The 18,427-nt window shown below is 61.9% G+C and carries 15 protein-coding genes; 5 read left to right on the forward strand and 10 right to left on the reverse strand.

The features are described 5' to 3' along the window. Nucleotides 1-9: 9 nt before the first annotated feature. From NCN06_RS08170 to NCN06_RS08185, 4 genes are all read right to left on the reverse strand, one after another. Nucleotides 10-1,614, reverse strand: coding sequence for a CocE/NonD family hydrolase (locus NCN06_RS08170; RefSeq protein WP_226398449.1), 1,605 nt, complete (start codon nucleotides 1,612-1,614; stop codon nucleotides 10-12). Next, nucleotides 1,604-1,870, reverse strand: coding sequence for a DUF8664 family protein (locus NCN06_RS08175; protein ID WP_502988833.1), 267 nt, complete (start codon nucleotides 1,868-1,870; stop codon nucleotides 1,604-1,606). Before NCN06_RS08175 ends, NCN06_RS08170 begins: the two co-directional genes overlap by 11 nt. Before the next feature lie 61 nt (nucleotides 1,871-1,931). Next, nucleotides 1,932-2,333, reverse strand: a complete 402-nt coding sequence (locus tag NCN06_RS08180) for a DUF4332 domain-containing protein (RefSeq protein ID WP_226398451.1) — start codon at nucleotides 2,331-2,333, stop codon at nucleotides 1,932-1,934. After that, on the reverse strand, nucleotides 2,333-2,770 hold the full coding sequence (locus NCN06_RS08185; RefSeq protein WP_166016685.1) for a Ycf51 family protein: 438 nt from the start codon (nucleotides 2,768-2,770) through the stop codon (nucleotides 2,333-2,335). Before NCN06_RS08185 ends, NCN06_RS08180 begins: the two co-directional genes overlap by 1 nt. 66 nt (nucleotides 2,771-2,836) lie before the next feature. Here NCN06_RS08185 and NCN06_RS08190 point away from each other — a divergent pair, with 66 nt between their 5' ends. Genes NCN06_RS08190 through NCN06_RS08210 form a run of 5 tightly spaced genes read left to right on the forward strand, consistent with a single transcriptional unit; the run spans nucleotide 2,837 to nucleotide 10,462 of the window. After that, a complete protein-coding gene (locus NCN06_RS08190; RefSeq protein ID WP_250398847.1) occupies nucleotides 2,837-7,279 on the forward strand; it encodes a translocation/assembly module TamB domain-containing protein in 4,443 nt (1,480 codons plus the stop codon). A 3-nt stretch (nucleotides 7,280-7,282) separates the two neighbouring features. Continuing rightward, on the forward strand, nucleotides 7,283-8,191 hold the full coding sequence (locus NCN06_RS08195) for an ROK family protein (protein ID WP_250398848.1): 909 nt from the start codon (nucleotides 7,283-7,285) through the stop codon (nucleotides 8,189-8,191). A gap of 8 nt (nucleotides 8,192-8,199) precedes the next feature. Next, nucleotides 8,200-9,507 carry a glutamate-5-semialdehyde dehydrogenase gene (locus tag NCN06_RS08200; protein WP_250398849.1) on the forward strand — a complete coding sequence of 436 codons (1,308 nt, stop codon included), beginning with the start codon at nucleotides 8,200-8,202 and terminating at the stop codon, nucleotides 9,505-9,507. Continuing rightward, entirely contained in the window at nucleotides 9,507-9,878 is a 372-nt protein-coding gene (locus NCN06_RS08205; protein ID WP_226398455.1) for a dihydroneopterin aldolase, read from the forward strand. The genes NCN06_RS08200 and NCN06_RS08205 overlap by 1 nt, the downstream gene beginning before the upstream one ends. Next, nucleotides 9,875-10,462, forward strand: a complete 588-nt coding sequence (locus tag NCN06_RS08210) for an esterase/lipase family protein (protein ID WP_226398456.1) — start codon at nucleotides 9,875-9,877, stop codon at nucleotides 10,460-10,462. Before NCN06_RS08205 ends, NCN06_RS08210 begins: the two co-directional genes overlap by 4 nt. 2 nt (nucleotides 10,463-10,464) lie before the next feature. Here NCN06_RS08210 and NCN06_RS08215 read toward each other — a convergent pair whose 3' ends face one another. From NCN06_RS08215 to thrS, 6 genes are read right to left on the reverse strand one after another with little or no spacing between them, the layout of a single operon-like run. After that, nucleotides 10,465-12,570: a M3 family metallopeptidase gene (locus NCN06_RS08215; protein ID WP_226398457.1), complete on the reverse strand. Its 2,106-nt coding sequence runs from the start codon at nucleotides 12,568-12,570 to the stop codon at nucleotides 10,465-10,467. Between the two features lies 1 nt (nucleotide 12,571). Further along, nucleotides 12,572-14,107: an NAD(P)H-quinone oxidoreductase subunit 4 gene (locus NCN06_RS08220; protein ID WP_115023507.1), complete on the reverse strand. Its 1,536-nt coding sequence runs from the start codon at nucleotides 14,105-14,107 to the stop codon at nucleotides 12,572-12,574. Nucleotides 14,108-14,164: 57 nt separating this feature from the next. Then, nucleotides 14,165-15,112 carry a homoserine kinase gene (gene thrB, locus NCN06_RS08225; protein WP_226398458.1) on the reverse strand — a complete coding sequence of 316 codons (948 nt, stop codon included), beginning with the start codon at nucleotides 15,110-15,112 and terminating at the stop codon, nucleotides 14,165-14,167. 14 nt (nucleotides 15,113-15,126) lie between these two features. After that, nucleotides 15,127-16,161 (reverse strand): glucokinase, encoded by a 1,035-nt coding sequence (locus NCN06_RS08230; RefSeq protein ID WP_226398459.1) that lies wholly within the window; start codon nucleotides 16,159-16,161, stop codon nucleotides 15,127-15,129. A 35-nt stretch (nucleotides 16,162-16,196) separates the two neighbouring features. Beyond that, complete coding sequence (locus tag NCN06_RS08235) at nucleotides 16,197-16,592, reverse strand: DUF1824 family protein (RefSeq protein ID WP_250398850.1); 396 nt, start codon at nucleotides 16,590-16,592, stop codon at nucleotides 16,197-16,199. Beyond that, nucleotides 16,592-18,424, reverse strand: a complete 1,833-nt coding sequence (thrS, locus tag NCN06_RS08240) for a threonine--tRNA ligase (RefSeq protein ID WP_250398851.1) — start codon at nucleotides 18,422-18,424, stop codon at nucleotides 16,592-16,594. Before thrS ends, NCN06_RS08235 begins: the two co-directional genes overlap by 1 nt. Nucleotides 18,425-18,427: the final 3 nt, after the last annotated feature.

An 18,427-nucleotide genomic window follows, 5' to 3' on the forward strand; every position in this document is an offset into this window, starting at 1 on the left:
GCACAAACATCAGTCGAGCTTCAGTCTGCCGGAGGTAAAGGGGTTCAGCTGCAGGGTGGAGTCAGCAAGCTCGAGTGTCAGCGTCACCACACGATGCTCCTGGCTTGGTGCTCCGCAGGGCACGCCGTCGTGCCCAGGGTTGACGCCAATGGCAGGCCACGCTGCTGCTGCGATTGAGATCCGCAAGCGATCTCCCTGAGCCAGTGCGGCCTGAAGGGGTTGAAGGGTCACGTTGCGGATCGCTGATGTCAGCGCCTCTTCCCCTCGTACTCGCAGGACGCCCGTACTCAGTTGCTCAACTGTGTTGCCGTCAGCAGGCAGGCGCGACAGGCTGATGCAGAGATCAAACCCTGGCTGGTCTGCTTGGGCGTTCAGCAGCAGCAACGGCTGACCCGACAGCAGCAGTTCAGCCCCCAAAGGTTCAGAGGTGAATGTTGCGACATCGCTGCGTTGATCAACCGCATACCGGTCAACGGGGCCAGGGGTTGTTCCGAGGTGTCCACCAATGGCTGGAACCGGTCGCCAGGGGTCATGAACGATGCTTACGCCGCCCTCTCCCTCTCCATCCGTCACGAGCGCACCGTCGTGTGGATCGATGCAGGACAGTCCCTGGCTGCGCAGTCCCCATGAGATCGCTTCGACCGCGTCTGGTGCGGGGATGGCGTCCCAGTGATGGTGCGTGATGTTCCAGAGCTGGCTGGTTGGCGCCGGCTTCAGTGGTGGTCGATCCTGTAAGTGCTCTTGGAAGAACTGCAGCAAGAGCTGCTGGGTTTCCGGCCACCACTGCAGGTGGGAGGCCGGTCCGATATGGAGTGATGGCTGACCTCCAGCGGCTTGGCTGCGACACCAGAGGTCGAGAAGGCCTACCAAATGCGGGTCCCACCATCCGCCGATTAACAGCATCGGGCGTTGGAGCCAGTTCACGGGGGGGTGATGAACCGTCCATTGCTGCTCCTGGGCCGGGTCGCTTTGCAACCATCTCCAAGCCATGCCATCGGGGTCATGGCGTTCCAGCAGTGCAGGCCCGTCCCGCAGGTAACGGTTGTCTTCCAGGCTTCTGCGGATCTCCAGCCATGCCGTTGCATCACCGCGTCGCTGTGCCTGAAGAGCGGCGAGCTGGAGCCCCCAGCCGAGTCCAAGGTGCCACCAGTGGGCACCTCCTTCACAACTCCAGTGGCGACGTTCGTCCAGTCCGGTCATCGCCGGTGTTGTGCAATCCGGTGGCGGCGTGGATTCAGCTGCGGTGAGCTGGGTTAATCCCTGATACGAAAACCCGTAGGCCCCAAGGCGGCCATTGCACTCCGGCAGTTGGCGAACCCAGGCGTGGGTGGCGGTGGTGTCGGCCGCTTCCTGACCAAATCCCCCGAAGCTGCCCTCAGATTCCCCTTGACCTCGCACGTCTTGAACGACGACTAGGAATCCATGGGAGGCCCACCACGTTGGATGGGCGTAGGTGACCGTTGAGGCGATGCGGCTTCCATAGGGTTGCCGCATCAGCAAGGCAGGCCAGGGTCCGCCATGGCTGGGGTGCCAAAGCCTCGACTGCAGCACGACGCCATCAGGAAGCGTCAGCGCCGCATGGCGGCAGTGAACTCCATTGGTCTCAGCGGACATCGGGGCAATGCATCCCCACGACGTAGGTCACCAGGATTTCCGCATCCTGAAAGTTCAGGTTCTGACTTGTGGCGATCTTGCGGGTGGCTTTCTTGGAGTAGGCCGATTGTCCGTTGTCGTTCATGTCCCGGAATGAACGACACATCGCCTTGGCTTTTTCAGGATTGCGTTTGACGCTGTTGAGCAAATCTGAATCAGCAGCACCCACAAGTGAGGGAGACCCGATCAGAGCCAAAGCAACCAGAGCTGTGCGCAGGGGGGACAACCTCATCAATTCTTCTTACGCAGGATTGGACAGCAAGTCAGGGCTCTTGGGGTCAGTTCGCAAGTTGTTTGGCGCGTCGGATCCAGTCGCCGGCCACCTTCAGATCCACGACGGCGGGCCTTTTGGTCCCGAGGCTGCGCTCCAGCCTGCCGGTCTGGCGTACGAGGCGCTCGGGGCTGCACGCCGCTAAAGCGGCTGGTGTGGCAATGCCGGCATGCATCAGCAGCGCGGCGTCCTGGGGGGGGAGATCCAACCCGCAGACCAAGTTCGCCATGCCCCGTAGCCGTTTGAGATTGCGGGCCGATGCCTGACCGCTGCGGGCCAGTTGGCTCAACTCCAGATCCGTGAGGTCGCGGATGGCCGACCAGTGGTTGATGCCAGCCTGATCAAGCTCCTTTTTTTCCCTGCGAAACGACTGGGGAAGCTCCTGAATCGTGTCGTTGAAGTTCGGCATCAACGAAAGGTCTTGCTGACCTCGCCAAGGATGACGGGGCGGCCCTGGCCGTCGCCTTCTGTCTGGATTCCCCGTAACCGCACCAGCACAGTGCTGCTGCTGCGGCCGGAGCCACGCAGGTTCCCTTCCAGTTGCTCCAGGGTGGCCTGGACTGTTGAAGGCGCTAGGTCGGTCGGAACCTGTGCCACGACCAGGTCGTTGCCGTTGTCGAACACGATCGGCGCCCGTACAGCGCCCTCCACCACCACGGGTGGTGTGTAGCTCACGCCGAATGCCCAGCAGCTGACCGCCAGCAACAGCGTGAAGCTGCTGACGCCGACCAGGCGAAAACGGATGCCCCAACGGGCGAGGAAGGCAACACCTGTCAGCACTCCCAGCCCAAGACCGGACCAGCCCAGCCAGGGAGCGGCAGTAAGCAGCAGCTGATCGAAGGACATGGGGTCTGGTGGACTGAAAACAGTCTCCTTATATTGCGCGAGATTCCGGGATGTCCGTCGCGTCTGATGGGGAAAACGCGGCGCAGAGCCTTGCTAGCAGCGGGCAGTTTCGTTCTGATCGGTGCTGGAACAGCGGTTTTCATCGCCCTTGATCGTGTTGCGGAGCGCACCGTTGCCCGCTTCCGTCCCACCTTGGAAAGAGCTCTTTCGGCTCCTCTTGGTCATCCGCTGAAACTCGGTCCCTACAAGGGATTACGCCCTTGGGGAATGGCTATTGGCCCCAGCCAGATCCTGCCGTCAGAGGCGGATCGTTCTGAACTAAGCCTGGCGGGGTTTGAGGTCAGCCTTGCGCCCCTGGCCAGTCTTCGGCGTTTGCAGCCGGTTCTGCAGATCACCCTGCACAAGCTGCGCGGCCAGTTAGAGGTCAATGAGGCAGGTCATTACTGGACGTTTGGACCTGCGAGCGGCGAAGGCGACCTGCCGCGGCTTGGTATCCAGTACAAGTTGGCTGATCCCGCGTGGCTGCGTTTCGGCCCTCAGCGGCAGACCCTTGAACTCCGCAGCCAGGGCTCGGTTTTGCTGGGGGAGGCATTTTTCAGCACCGAATCTTCACTGCGCTGGGTCGACTCCAAAGGCTCGTTGCGCCTGGATGGTCAAGGGCACTGGGATCGCCCCAGCTTCAGGCTGCGCAGTCGGCTGGATCGGCTCAACCTGCAACCGTTCGGGACGGTCATGGCCCCCGCGGGGGATTTGGATGCCTCAGGACAACTGCAGGGCGATATCCAGATCAGCTGGACCGGTGGCGCCTTGAACTGCCGGGGTGGAGTCAGGCTGAACCGTCTCAAACTTGCGTCAGTCCAGAGCCGTCGCCTCAGCATTGGTTGCAAGGGTGATCAACTGAAGTTGGAGCCCGCAACACTGCGTTTCGGATCGTTTGAGGCTCTGGCCTCAGGCTCCGTGGCTTTGAACAAACGCTTTGATCTTCGCGCTGAAGTTCGCAGCTCAGATGTCAGCCCCGCGAGCAAGGATCGCTTGAAGCTCCGGATCCAGGGCCCCTGGGAGGAGCCCCGGTGGAGTGCCGATGGTCAGCTCCAGCTGCCCGAGACCATGGGCCTCAACACAGCTCTGACGTTGGATGGTCAGTGGCGCACCCCTTGGCTTCAACCTCAGCAACCGGCTGTTTTGGTGGACCGGCTCCGGCTCAGCGCCCCTGGACTTCGCTTCGGGCTTGCTGGAACGATCGGATCCAACCTGGATCTGCGCAGTACCGAGCTGCAGATTGATCCCCGCTTCTGGTCTGCCGTCCCGTCGCTTCAGGCAGGGTTGGGTCAAACCGCTCCGATCCTTGGAGCCGTTGACGTCAGTGGTGCTTTGGCCTCACCGGATCTGACCCTGAAGCTTGGCCAGGCGGTGAATCCTCTTCTGGAGCGCTGGTCGTTCCAGACCCGATGGTCCACGGCTGATTCGGCTCTGGTGCTGGATCGCTTCACCAGCCCGATGCTGCGGGCGGAAGCGCGCCTGCCTTTGCAACTGGAGCAGGGGCGGCTGCAAGCCGGTGAACTGCAGAGCGGCTTTGAACTCAAACCTCTGGAAATGAGCCGCTTCAGCCCCTTGGTCGGCACGCCTTTGAACGGCCGGGTGGCGGCGCGGGGGCGGCTGAACGGTGCACTGTCAGCCCTTCAGACAGATATCAGGCTGATGCTGGACCAACCCCGCTTCGGGGCCTTGCAGGTTCCCGAGCGTTGGCAAGGGCGCCTCAGTGGTGTGCTCGGCCGTGGCGCTCGTCTTGAGATGGCGGCCCAGCAGCCCTCAGTGCCCGGCTTGCTCGTGGCCGAGCTCGCCGCAGATGGTTGGCCTCAGGCCGTGCGTCTGGACCGTGGCGAGGGGCAGTTGCGCCTGGATGGTGTGGCGCCCAGAGGTGGGCAACGCCGCTACCGATGGAGTGCAGCGGACCTCAACATCGATGGTCTTCGATTCATCGTTACGCCGGTCAACCAGCCCAAAGCGGTGGCTGGCCAGCTGACGGGTGAGGGGAGCCTGGCCATGGCCCCGTTCGCGGTCAGTGGGTCTGCTGCGATCGCTGAACCCTCCTTGGCAGGAATCGCCATGGAGAGCCTCAATGTGGAGGGATCCCTGACGGACGGACGTTTTCAGGCAGATGCAACGCTTATCCCCCTGGTAGGCAGCATCCGGCTGAAGGGCCGTGGAGATCTAGGTGGGCGGATGCATAGCCAGATCGAGGCGGAAGGTCTTGATGTCACCTGGCTGACGCTCATTTCCCGTCAATTGAGAGGGAACGACACCCATCCCGGTCTGGCCTCTGGGCGTGCCGAGGATCTCGGAACTCTGTTCATCAATACTTTCGGCGGTTCCCTCGATGGGCAGTTACAAGCGTTGGCGCAATCGCGACGTGCTCTCGAGGCTTATGCCCTGGCCCATCCCAGCAAAGGACCAGAACTGGAGCGCTTGGAAGGACGGGTCAATGTTTCGGGAACGATCCAGGCTCCTGATCCAAAGCATCTGAAGGCCGATCTCATCGCCAAGGCCCATCTGTGGATTGAAGGGGACGACCAGGCCAAGGCTCTCCAGCTCGAACCCATGGTCGCCACATTGCGTGGGCCGTTGTTCGGTGGATCTGGTGACCTCTCGCTGCTGCAGGTCCCGCTACCGCTGCTGGCGTTGCTGGCACCTGTTCCGCCGCAGCTGCGCGGCAGCGTTGGCATCCGCGGCCGTTACGACCTCAGCGGAGATGCGCCCCTGCTGGTCTCCGATTTGGTGCTCGAGTCCGCAAGTCTGGCGGGCCAACCCCTGCAGTTGGAGCAGCGATCGGTCATCGTCGACCATGATTTGATCCGCCTGGATCTCGCCCTGAGGGGGGGGGACAGTAAGGAACCCATCATCGTTTCGGGGGTCGTTCCCTTCGACCCCGATGCCGATCTGAACCTGAAGATCGAAAGCCATGGGGATGCCCTTGGCGTTTTGACGCTTCTGGCGGGCGATTCGCTGACGGTCAAGCAGGGGGGCACGGATCTGCGACTTCTGTTGCGCGGGCCCCTGAAGCAACCCCAAGCCAATGGCTTTCTTGTCGTCACCAACGGTGACCTCAGCATCGGTGAACAGGCGCTGAGCCGGATCAACGCCTCGGTTCTCTTCGATTTCGATCGGGTGTTGGTGCAACGCCTTGAGGCCGAGGTGGGCCGCGGCGGCAAGTTGAGTGGATCAGGAACGCTCGGCCTGTTTGCTCCCCGGAGCGATGCTCCACCCCTCACCTTGCAACTCAGCCAAGGTCAGATTCGTCAGCCGATCGTGCAGTTCCAGGCCGATGGTGAACTGCAGGTCTCCGGTGCTTTGTTGCAACCCATCATCTCTGGAGATCTGACCCTGTCTCGAGGCACGCTTCGGCCGCAGTCCGGATTCTTCGGACGGCTGCGGCGGCGCGGACTTCAAACCCTCGTTCCCACCGGTGTTGAGGGCCCCTCAAAGGAGGTACAGCCCGGTTCCGAATCGGTGATGCAACTCCTGGCGGAGAAGTGGGACTTCCAGGAACCTCTGGTCCTAATGGGCCCCAACCGATCCATCCAAGGTCCGGATCAGCTGCAACGGTTCATGCCGAAACTGTCGGCTATCCGCTTTGAAAATCTTCGACTGGCCCTGGGCCCTGATATCGAGGTGCTGATGCCCCCTTGGATCAGCTTCAAAGGGGGAGGCGCCGTCACGTTGAACGGCCCCTTGGATCCCTCCTTGGAGGCGCGAGGCTTGATCCGGCTCAAGTCCGGCAGGATCTGGATTCCTCCCCTTGCTCCACTGCGTTTGGATCCGCAGGCGGCGAATGCAGCGGTGTTTACTCCCTCGCTGGGTCTGGTGCCCTATGTGGATATCGCCATGCAAGCCAGGGTCTCCGACACCGTCAGCGCGGGCAGCAGCGATCAGATCACCAGTGCCAACCTATTTGCTTCCAATGGCACGGGCAGCGCTTATGCCGAGGGTGGTCAGCTCCGCTTGGTGAAGGTCATGGTCCAGGCCACCGGGCCGGCCAACCGTCTGGTTGACAAAGAAAATCTTGTTCTACGCAGCACACCACCTATGAGCGAGCAGCAGCTGTTGGGTCTGATCGGTGGTAATTCCCTGGCCTCTTTGGGCGGAAACGGTGGTGCTGCTTTGGCCACGATGCTGAGTCAGTCGCTGCTCTCACCTGTGCTGGGCACCTTGACCGATGCCATGGGGCAACGGCTCCAGGTGGCGATTTTTCCGACCTACGTCAACCCCGATGTGAAATCAGAGAAGGAGCGCACCTCCGGCCAGATTTCGCCAACACTCACAGTGGTGACGGAGTTTGGTGTGGCGTTGACCGACAAGTTCGACCTCTCCGTTCTGGCTGCACCGAACACGACAGATGTTCCTCCCCAGGCAACCCTCTCTTATCGGCTGACGCCGAACACCACCGTGTCTGGGGCTGTGGATGCCAACGGCACCTGGCAGAGCCAGTTGCAGGTGTTCTTCCGGTTCTGAGTCATGCCTGTTGCGCAGGTGATCGGTGTGGATCTCGGGGGCACGGCGATCAAGCTGGCTCGGATCTCTTTCGATGGCACGGTGCTAGCGGAGGCGCAATGGCCCACACCGCAGCCCGCCGTTCCTGGCGCCGTGACCATGGCCCTTTGTGAGGCCATCGCAAAGATCGACCCGGAGCACCAGGCCGAGGCGGTTGGCATCGGGCTTCCTGGTCCGATGGATGCGGCTGCCCGGGTGGCGCGGGTTTGCATCAACTTGCCCGGCTGGGAGGACGTGCCGCTGGCGGACTGGTTGGAGTCACGGCTCAATCGCCGGGTCACCCTCGCCAATGACGGCAACTGTGCCGTGGTGGGTGAGGCCTGGCTCGGTGCTGCCCAGGGTGTGGAGGATGTGGTGCTGCTCACCCTCGGCACCGGTGTGGGAGGGGGAGTGCTCCTGCAGGGGGAGTTGTTCACGGGCCACAACGGTGCGGCGGCGGAACCGGGGCTGATCGGGTTGCAGCCCGATGGTCCGGCCTGCAACAGCGGCAACCGTGGCTCCCTGGAGCAGTTCGCGAGCATCACGGGCCTGCGGCGGCTCTGCGATCGCGATCCTCGCCAGCTCAGTGCAGAGGCCGATGCCGGTGATCCGGCTGCCGTTGAGGTCTGGAACCGTTACGGCGAGTGTCTGGGCTGTGGCGTTGCCTCTTTGGTTTACGTGTTTACCCCTCAGTTGGTGTTGCTGGGTGGTGGGCTGGCGGGTGCAGCGCATCACTTTCTCCCGTCAGTACGCCGCGAGGTGGAGTCGCGGGTTCAGGCCGTGTCGCGGGAGGGGTTGCGCATCGAAGCCGCCTGCCTTGGTAATGGCGCCGGACGCCTTGGGGCTGCGCGGCTCGCCCTGCAGCGGCTGAACGGGATGATGGCTCCAGATTGATTGCGTTGATGTCCAGCGTTCCAGAGCCTTCCGCCGCGCTGTTGCAGCGTGCAGCGGCTGTCCGTCGTGCTGCTGTTGATCTGGGGCAGACTGATGACGGCCAACGGGCGCTGGCGCTCCAGGCGATGGCGGATGCCCTGACCGAGCGTGCCGGCAGCATCCTGGCTGCCAATCGTCAAGACCTTGAACGGTCTGCAACCGAGGGACTGGCACCGGCCCTGATGGCCAGGCTGAAGCTGGATGAAACCAAGTTGGCTGCAGCGATTGATGGCGTCCGCAAGGTGGCCAGCCTGAGCGATCCACTGGGCTGTCGCCAGTTGCATAGGGAGCTGGATCACGGATTGGTCCTGGAACGGGTTTCCGTCCCGCTTGGGGTGGTGGGTGTGATCTTTGAAGCCAGGCCTGATGCGGTCATGCAGATCGCGTCCCTGGCGATCCGTTCGGGAAATGGTGCCCTGTTGAAGGGGGGCAGTGAGGCGCGCTGCACCAACGAGGCCGTGATGGAAGCCTTGCAGGCAGGTCTGGCGGCAAGTCCGGTGTCTGCCGATGCCCTCGCGCTGCTCACCACACGTCAGGAGAGCCTGGCGTTGTTGCGTCTGGATGGCCTCGTGGATCTGATCATCCCCAGGGGCAGCAACGAACTGGTTCGCTTCATCCAGGACAACACCCGCATCCCGGTGCTCGGCCATGCCGATGGGGTCTGCCATCTCTTCGTGGATGCTGCGGCCGACGTTGATAAAGCCGTTCGGGTGGCGGTGGACAGCAAGGGCCAGTACCCCGCAGCCTGCAATGCCATCGAAACGTTGCTGGTGCATCGGGCCATTGCCAAGCCTTTTCTTGCTGCAGCACTGCCGGCATTCGCGGCTGCCGGGGTTCAGCTGCGGGGCGATGCGGAGAGCATGGACCTTGGTGTGGCTGAAGCGGCCACGGAGGAGGACTGGAGCACCGAGTATCTGGATCTGATCCTGGCAGTGAAGCTGGTGGATGATCTGGAGGCAGCTACCGACCACATCCGCTCTTACGGGTCGCGTCACACCGAAGTGATCCTCACCGAGGATTCCAAGGCTGCTGATCGCTTCCTTGCGGCGGTGGATAGCGCCGGGGTTTATCACAACTGCTCGAGCCGGTTTGCCGATGGTTTCCGCTACGGATTCGGCGCTGAGGTGGGAATTAGCACCCAGACCCTGCCGCCCCGGGGACCGGTCGGTTTGGAGGGGCTGGTGACGTACCGCTACCGGTTACGCGGCGAGGGCCACATCGCTGCCGACTACGCCAACGGCAGCTGTGCCTTCACCCACATCGACCGGCCCCTCTGATGGATTGCATCGGGGTGCGGGAGCTCCGCTTGTGGGCCCATGTCGGGGTGTTGGAGCACGAACGCCGGGATGGCCAGTGGTTCAGCCTTGATTTCAGTGTTCAGCTCGATCTGACTGCCGCCGCCGGAGCCGACGACCTGAGCCGGAGCCTTGACTACAGCGTGGCGATTCAGGCCCTGCAAGCTCTGTCCCAGCAGGTTCGTTGCTTCACGATCGAGCACTTCAGCGAGCAGGTTCTGGATCGTCTGGAAACGCTGTACGGGCCCATCCCGGTCTGGCTGCGACTGACCAAATGTGCTGCACCGGTTCCAGGGTTCAACGGTCGGGTGTTCGTGGAACGCTCGCGTCACGGGGGGACGTCGGCGCTGTGACCACTCCCCTCGTTCTGGTGCATGGTCTCTGGGACACGCCCCGCCTCTTTCACCGCCTGATTCAGGAACTTGACCAGCCGGATCGCCCGTTGCTTGCGCCGCACCTTCCCCATGGTCTGGGGTGGGTCCCCTTACGTCAGTTGGCGTCTCGCTTGGATCAGCACATTCAGGAGCGCTTCGGTTCAGACACCGAAGTTGATCTTCTGGGGTTCTCGATGGGGGGAGTGATCGGGAGGATCTGGTTGCAGGAGCTGGGGGGGGTGCAGCGCACCAGGCGCTTCTTCAGCGTGGGCAGTCCACAGCAGGGCACCCTTGCCGCCCAGCTGATGCCCCGCCCGCTACTGGCCGGCGCTGCAGACATGAAAGTGGGCAGTCGCCTGTTACGGCAACTGAATGGACAGCCCAAGGCCCTGGCTGCTATCGAGTGCTGCAGCTTCTTTTGCCGCTGGGATCTGATGGTGTGTCCAGGCTGGAGGGCCGTTCTGCCGATGGGTCGTCGCGAGGGCCTCCCCGTTTGGACCCATCAGCAGTTGATTAGCCATCCCGCCGCCCTTCGACGGCTTTGCAGCACGTTGCGCGACTGAGTTCAGGCCGCGGCAACCAGGCCGGAATGGCGAATCAGCGCCTCGGTGCTTGCAGGGCGGCCGCGGAATGCTTCGAAGACTTCCGAAGGGGAGCGGCTACCACCCAGGCTGAGCACGGTGTCGCGGAAGCGAGCTCCGGTTTCACGAACCCGATCCTCATGATCCAGACCCACCTCCTCAAATGCTGAGAAGGCATCCGCACTCAGCACTTCAGCCCATTTGTAGGAGTAGTACCCGGCTGAATAACCGCCCGCAAAGATATGGCCGAAGGAACAGAGGAATTGATCCTCCGGGATCGGAGCCATCACTGTGGTGGTCGCGGCGATCTCACGGCGCAGCGCGTCGGGCGTAATGCCGAGCTCCGGAGTCCACTTGCTGTGGAGGCGAAGGTCACTGAGGGCGAAGTGAACTTGCCGCAGGGTGGCCAGTCCCGCATTGAAGGTGCGACTGCTGCGTAGCTTGTTGAATTCAGCCTCAGGCAGAGGTTCACCGGTCTTCCAGTGGCGCGCCATGCCCATCAATGTGGCGTGATCGAGGCACCAGTTCTCCATGAACTGGCTGGGGAGTTCAACGGCATCCCATTCCACGTTGCTGATGCCGGCGGCTTCCGGTTCTTCAACGGTGGTGAGCATGTGCTGGAGCCCATGGCCGAATTCATGGAAGAGGGTCTCCACCTCCTCGAAGCTCATCAGGCTGGGGGTGTCTCCGACAGGTGGAGTCTGGTTGCAGATCAGATAGGCCACCGGCAGCACCACCGATCCATCCGGTTGCTTCTTCAGGCCGAGGCATTCATCCATCCAGGCCCCACCGCGTTTGCTCGCCGGCCGGCTGTAGGGGTCCAGGTAGAAGCCAGCGATCGGTATGCCATCCGAGCGTTTCACCCGGAAGAAGCGAACATCGTCGTTCCAGATCGGTGCCTCGCCATCGGCGGCGACAATCTCCACGTCAAACAGCCGTGAGCAGAGGCTGAACAGACCGTCTAAAACCTTCGGCAGTGGGAACCAGGGGCGCAGAGCTTCTTGATCTAAGTCGAAACGGGATTGGCGCAGTCGCTCTGACCAGTACGCGACATCCCAGGGGGCCAAGTCATCGGCTTCCGGGGCTTGGTGTTCCCGGGCGATGGCTTGGAGATCCCGCAGTTCCTGCTCAGCTGCTGGATAGGCCGCAGCGCGGAGTTCTTCCAGCAGTGCTTCGACCGCCGGCACGTCATCGGCCATTTTGGCGCTGAGGCTGAGATCAGCCCAGTGGGCATACCCCAGGCGAGCGGCTTGTTCTCTCCTCAGGGTCAGGATTTCTTCAATCAACGCACGGTTATCGAGTTCTCCCTCGCTTGCTCGACCCACGTGAGCGCGATAGGCCTGTTCTCGCAGGGCACGGTTTTTGGCATGGGTCAGGAACGGCAGGTAGCGGGGCATGTCCAGCCCAAGCAGCCAGGGGCCGGATTCAGCGGAAGCCTCAGCGTCCCCTGCCTCACGCGCTGCTGCGGCCAGCGCTTCCAAAGCCCTTTGCGGCAGGCCTTCCACCTCGTTGGGTTGGGTGAGCTTCAGGGTCCACTGCTGCGTGGCATCGAGGACGTGGTTTCCGAACTGGGTGGAGAGTGCTGCCAGACGCTCACTGGTGCGGTTGAAGGCTGCTTTCTCATCGCCACTGAGGCCAACCCCGCGCTGCTGCATCGACAGCAACTCTGATTTCAGAATCCTCTGTTGGGTTGCGTTCAGCGGATCGGCAGGACTGCTTTGCAGTGATTCCAGGGCCTGATGAAGAATCTGGCTTTGCCCCAGGCGGTTGCTGAGACGCACAACATCGGGCTGCTGGGTGGCATGGGCATCGCGTAGCTCGGGAGAATTGCAGACGCCATTGAGGTGAGACACCACACCCCAGCTCCACCGCAGCCGTTCGCCGATGGCCTGAAGCGGCTGCATGACCGCGTCCCAGGAGAGTCGGGACGGGCCCGCTAAGGCTGATTCCAGAGATTTCTCAAGCTCAGTGAAGGCTCGATCGAGCTGTTCGAGGAGAACAGGAATGTCTTGGCTGACCAGCTCTGGCGAAATGGCCTGAAACTCGGGAAGCCCTTTGCCGCGAAGCAGGGGGGAAATAGAGGTCGTCATTTCAGCTGGCGATGAACTGCAGGGCGAGGGCATTGGTGGAGGCCTCGTAGAGATCCATTGCGACGCGAGGCCAGATTCCGATCACCAGGGTTGGTACCAGCAGGCTGAGGCCAATGATCAATTCCCTAGGCCTCATGTCATTCACGCTGGCAAGTGCAGGAATCCTTGGGCCAAAGAACACTCTCCTGCACATGGAGAGCAGATAGATCGGTGTGAGTACAAGACCGATGGCGGCCAGAAGCACGGTGATCGATCGGAACAGTGAAGTGAAGGCTTCCTGGCTGGTGATGCCAAGGAACACGGTGATTTCACTGATAAAGCCGCTCATGCCTGGCAGCGCCAGCGATGCCAGGGAGCTGGCCAGGAAGAAGGCGAAGGTGATGGGCAACGCTTTCGCCAACCCCCCCATGTTTGGAATTGAGAGAGTTTTTGTTCGCTCGTAAAACACCCCTGTCACGAAGAACATCGCGGCGGCGATCAGGCCGTGGCTGACCATCTGAAGCATCGCGCCGCTGATCCCCAGTGCATCCACGGCACCGATCCCCACAAGGACGAATCCCATGTGACTGACTGAGCTGCAAGCGATCCTGCGCTTCACGTTGTCTTGGGCAAAGGCGTTGAGGGCGCCGTAGACGATGTTCACGATCCCGAGGATCACCAGTGCAGGAGCGAGGGTGTAGTGCGCATCCGGCAGCATCTGCACGTTGAAGCGGAGCAGCGCGTATCCGCCCATTTTCAAGAGCACACCTGCCAGAAGCATCGAAACCGGCGCATTCGCCTCACCGTGGGCATCCGGGAGCCACGTGTGCAGAGGGAACATCGGCAGTTTGACGCCGAAGCCGATCAGGAAGCCCAGGTAACACAACAGACCAAAGCTGCCGCCGGGGGAGCGAGCGGCCAGTTCAGTGAGGTTGAACGTAAAGGAATCGCCCGAAAGGGCCAGCGCTAAACCACTGATCAGGATCAGCAATGAGGCAAGCGCTGTGTAGAGGATGAATTTGGTCGCGGCGTATTGGCGGTTCTGTCCGCCCCAAATAGCGATCAACAGGTAAACGGGAACCAGCTCCAATTCCCAAGCGAGGAAGAAGAGCAGGAAGTCTTGGGAGAGAAAGACCAGGCCCTGGGCAGAGGCCTGAACCAGCATCAGGGCGAAGTACAGCCTTGGTTTGCGCTCAACCGACCAGCTGGCGGCTACTGAGAGCAAGGTCACCAGGCCGCTGAGAACGACCAAAGGCGCGGAAAGACCATCCACACCAAGGGACCACTCCAGGCCGAGGGCCGGGAGCCAGCTCACACGCTCCACCAACTGGAGGCCTTCAGCGCTGGGGTCGAAGCGGGTGGCAAACACCCCCATCATCAGCAGCAGATCGACCAGAAGGACGATGAGCGTGATGATTCTGGGCGCCGGGGATGGCTTGTCCTCGCTGGCTGGCACCAGTGGCAACACCAGGGCTGCTGCCGCCGGCAGCAACACAATCAGGGATAACCAGGGGAATGGACTGCTCGAGACAGCAAGCTCTGCTAACCCAGCGTCCATTCCCTGTCTGCAATCTTTAACAAAGCTAACAGGGCTGAACCCTCGGTTTAGGTGGATCTACTCATCTTCCGCAGGTTGCCAGTGGCTGCCTGAGGTCTGCAGATTCAGCACCGGTGCACGGCTGGCGACTCCCGCCGCTTCCCACGCTTTGACCATGGCGCGGCTGACGCCTGGGCCTTTGTCTTCCGAGCAGAGCGCCAGGACGCTCGGCCCTGCACCGCTGATCGCGCAACCCCAGGCTCCAGCGTCCATTGCCGCCTGTTTGACCTGGTCACCGCCTTTGATCAGCCGCCAGCGGTAAGGCTCGTGCAGTCGATCATGCATGCCGTCGGAGATCAGGTCACCATTGCCGGTGCGGAGCCCTTGAAGCAGCAGGGTCAGGGCGCCCAAGTTCACCACCGCATCGCCAACGGGGATGGCCTTGGGCATGGCGCGGCGGGCTTCGCTGGTGCTGAGGCGAATCGATGGAATCGCAATAACGGCCTTCACACTCGGCGTCCATTCGCAACGAACCACACGCCAGCGCTGGGATGCAGCCTTGGCGGTCATGCAGAGCCCCCCCAGAAGAGAAGGCACAACGTTGTCGGGGTGCCCTTCAATATCAATGGCCAGTTCCAGCAGCTTCTCCTTGGAGAGGGGTTCACCAACGAGGGCATTGGCCCCCATTAATCCGGCCACAATCGCCGTGGCACTGCTGCCCAGTCCCCGTGCAGGTGGCACCGCAAGCCGAACCCGTGCTTCCAGCGCAACGGGTTCGAGCCCAGCCGCCTTCCATACCCGTTGCGCCGCTCTGTAAACGAGATTCTCTGGCCCACCGCGGAGGTGGCTGCCCTCCGAACCTTCAATAATCAGCTCAAACCGTTCACCACCGCCTTCGATCCGACGCATCGCGAAACGGTTGTTCAGATCGAGGGCAGCACCGAGGCAGTCAAAGCCTGGTCCGAGATTGGCGGTAGTTGCCGGTACGTCAACGACCACTTTCTGACCGATGCGCGGCTGCGACATCGCTGATCCTCTGCTCAGGCCAGTGTCCCACCTGACTCCGCCAGCATCTGTGCGCGGCAGGCGGCACTGAACAGTCCGGCATCGGGATCGATCACGGCTGTGACCTGCAGCCCTTCAATCAGCTCGCGGAAGCGTCCCTTATCGCGCATCGCCTTGAGAAAGCTTGCGGATCGCAGTCCTTTTAATTGTTTTGATGCGGTGCCACCACCGACCCAGAGGCCTCCTGTGCAGAGTTCTTGCAGGGCAAGGTCGCCTGCCGCTGATCCATAGGCCTCGAGCCATAACTGCAAAGCGCGCTGCATCAAAGGGTCTCCCTCTTCAGCCGCGAGGCTCACCTGAGCCGGAAGATCGTTGGGGCTGTTGCGTCGCCAGGCTTCGGCAACGCTGCGCAGGGGGTGCATTCCGGCATCGGGTTTTTGAAGCAGCCAGTGGGCCACATGCCCCAGGCCGGTGCCACTCACGATGCGCTCGATCGACAGCCTGCTGACGCCGAGATCCTGTTTGAGCCAACAGGCCAGGTTCCATTCCGCTTCATTGCGCGGGGCGAACTCGCGGTGCCCTCCCTCGCTTGCCAAGGCAACCAAGCCCTGTTCGGTCCGCAGTCCCCGTGCCATGCCAAGACCGGTGCCGGCACCAAGAATCGCCAGGGGGCCATGATCCTGTTCACCGTTTTGAAGGATCACTTGCTGGCTGTCATCGAAGTGGGGCAGTCCGTAAATCAGCACGCCGAAGTCGTTGACTAGCTCGAGACGTTCCAATCCCGCTGCATGAGCCAGGTCGGCCTCCCGGAGCCGCCAGGGCAGATTGGTAATCCGAGCCTCCCTGTGACGTACCGGACCGGCGACGGCGATGCAGGCATGAGCAGGAGCTGCAAGATCGGCTGGACGATCGTTGAGGAAGCTGCCGAGCATCGGCTCGAGAGAAGACCATTCCCCGGAGCGGAAGCGCTGCTGATGCAGCAGGCGAAGCTGACTCCCGTCACTCTCGTAAAGAGCAAGCAGGGTCTTGGTGCCTCCCATGTCCCCTGCAAGGAGTGTGGGGGTGGCCATACAAAGCCGCGGTATCTCCTACCAGCGTGGGAAGGTCAGGAGAAGAAGTCCAGTGGAAGTGGTCCCCAGGTGGTGCTTTGCGTGGTTTCGTCCTCGCCGTGCCCAGTGATCAGAATTCCTTCGCCGAGGCCGTGCTCGATCCGAATCCGGATTGTCCCCCCCCTTTGGTTGGCTTTCAGAAAAACAGGACCCGGTCCCTCCGGGCTGTCGACAAGCTCCATGGACTCCCACTGTTGGCTTTTCTCCAGATTGCGCAGCGCTGAGAGGGCCTGATCCATGGAGGGGGCCATGACGCCAATGGTGAACCAATGGGCAGTGGCCATCGCCTGGTTGAGCTCTTGGCGGAGCTGATCTCTGGTCTGAGGAAGCAGCTCTGGTGCTCCACGCAAACGCGCGAGATCGGCCAGGTTGTTCACAGGGGACTCCGTCATCAGTTCAGCTCCAGGCCTGCAGCGCGTTGGTTGTTGGCCGTCTGGGCAGCTCTGAGCAGGTCGGCCACTGCTGTGGCCCCGAGATCACCATCCCGGCGACTGCGCAGGCTCACAGCGCTCTGCTCCGCTTCTTTCGCACCGATGACGGCCAGAACAGGGATCTTCATCTGTTCGCCGGTGCGGATCAACTTCCCGAGGCGATCGCCGCTGCGGTCGACTGTGGCGCGTACCCCGGCCTTGGTGAGCTGGTCCAGCAGCTGATCGGCGTAGGGCTGCACTTCGTCGGTGACCGGCAGCAGTCGCACCTGTTCAGGGGCCAGCCAGAACGGGTAATCGCCGGCATAGTTTTCGGTCATGATCCCGAAGAAGCGCTCCAGCGAGCCGAAGATGGCGCGGTGGATCATGATCGGACGCTGCTTGCTTCCATCGGCGGCGATGTAGTCGAGCTTGAAGCGTTCCGGCAGGTTGAAATCCAGCTGGATGGTCGAGCACTGCCACATCCGGCCGATGGCGTCTTCGATTTTGAGATCGATCTTCGGGCCGTAGAAGGCGCCGCCCCCTTCGTCGATCTTGTACGCCCAGCCCTTGCGCTCCAGGGCCTCGATCAGTCCTTTGGTGGCGAGGTCCCAGACGTCGTCATCTCCGATCGACTTCTCCGGTCGGGTGGAGAGGTTGATCTCGTAGTTGCTGAAATCGAAGGTGGAGAGGATGCGCTCGGTGAGATCGAGGATTTTCAGAATCTCGTCGCTGATCTGCTCCGGCAGGCAGAACACGTGAGCATCGTCTTGGGTGAAGCCGCGCACGCGCATCAGGCCGTGCATCACGCCCGGTCGCTCGTAGCGATACACAGTCCCGAGTTCGGCCCAGCGAATCGGCAGTTCCCGATAGCTGCGCAGCTTGCTGGCGTAGGTGAGCACGTGGAACGGGCAGTTCATCGGTTTGAGCTGGTATTCCCGTTCGTCCACCTCCATCGGACCGAACATGCTTTCGGCGTAGAAGTCGAGGTGGCCTGATGTCTTCCAGAGGCTGATGTCGGCCACGTGGGGTGTGTAGAGGAGCTCGTATCCGCCCTCGAAGTGGGCTTGACGCCAGAACTCCTCGATCAGCAGGCGCATGCGGGCGCCGCGGGGGTGCCAGAACACCAGGCCTGCACCGGCTTCATCCTCGATGGAGAAGAGGTCGAGGTCTTTGCCGATGCGTCGGTGATCCCGGCGCAGGGCTTCGTCCTTGCGACGTTTGTGCTCCGCCAGTTGTTCGGGGGTTTCCCAGGCTGTGCCGTAGATGCGCTGCAGCTGCGCTTTGGTTTCATCGCCACGCCAGTAGGCGCCTGCCACGCTTTCCAGCTCAAAGGCCTTGGCGTTGAGCTGCCCCGTGTGGTCCACGTGAGGTCCTGCGCAGAGGTCCCACCAGGCCTCACCCAAGGTGTAGAGGGTGATGGGCTCCTGAAGGCCTTCGAGGATCTCCAGCTTGTAGGGCTCGTTTTGGGCCTTGATTTTTGCTTCGGCCTCGCCGCGGCTCACCTCAACCCGTTCAAGGGGCAGTTTCTTGTTAATGATCTTGATCATCCCTTTCTTAATGGCCTTCAGATCGGCCTCTGTGAAGGGATCGGGATTGTCGAAGTCGTAATAAAACCCGGTTTCGGTCCAAGGTCCGATGGTGACGCGTGCCTTGGGAAACAGCTGCTGCACAGCCATGGCCATCACGTGGCTCATCGAGTGGCGGATTTTGAGCAGTTGATCGCTTTCGCTGGTCTTGGGCAGAACCACTGGTGCTGAAGGGGCTGGGGTGGTTGCTGCAGCGCTGCTCACCGGTTCAGGTACGAGGCCCGCCATCCT

This window comes from Synechococcus sp. MU1648 (genome assembly GCF_023630615.1).
Classification (GTDB): Bacteria; Cyanobacteriota; Cyanobacteriia; order PCC-6307; family Cyanobiaceae; genus Parasynechococcus.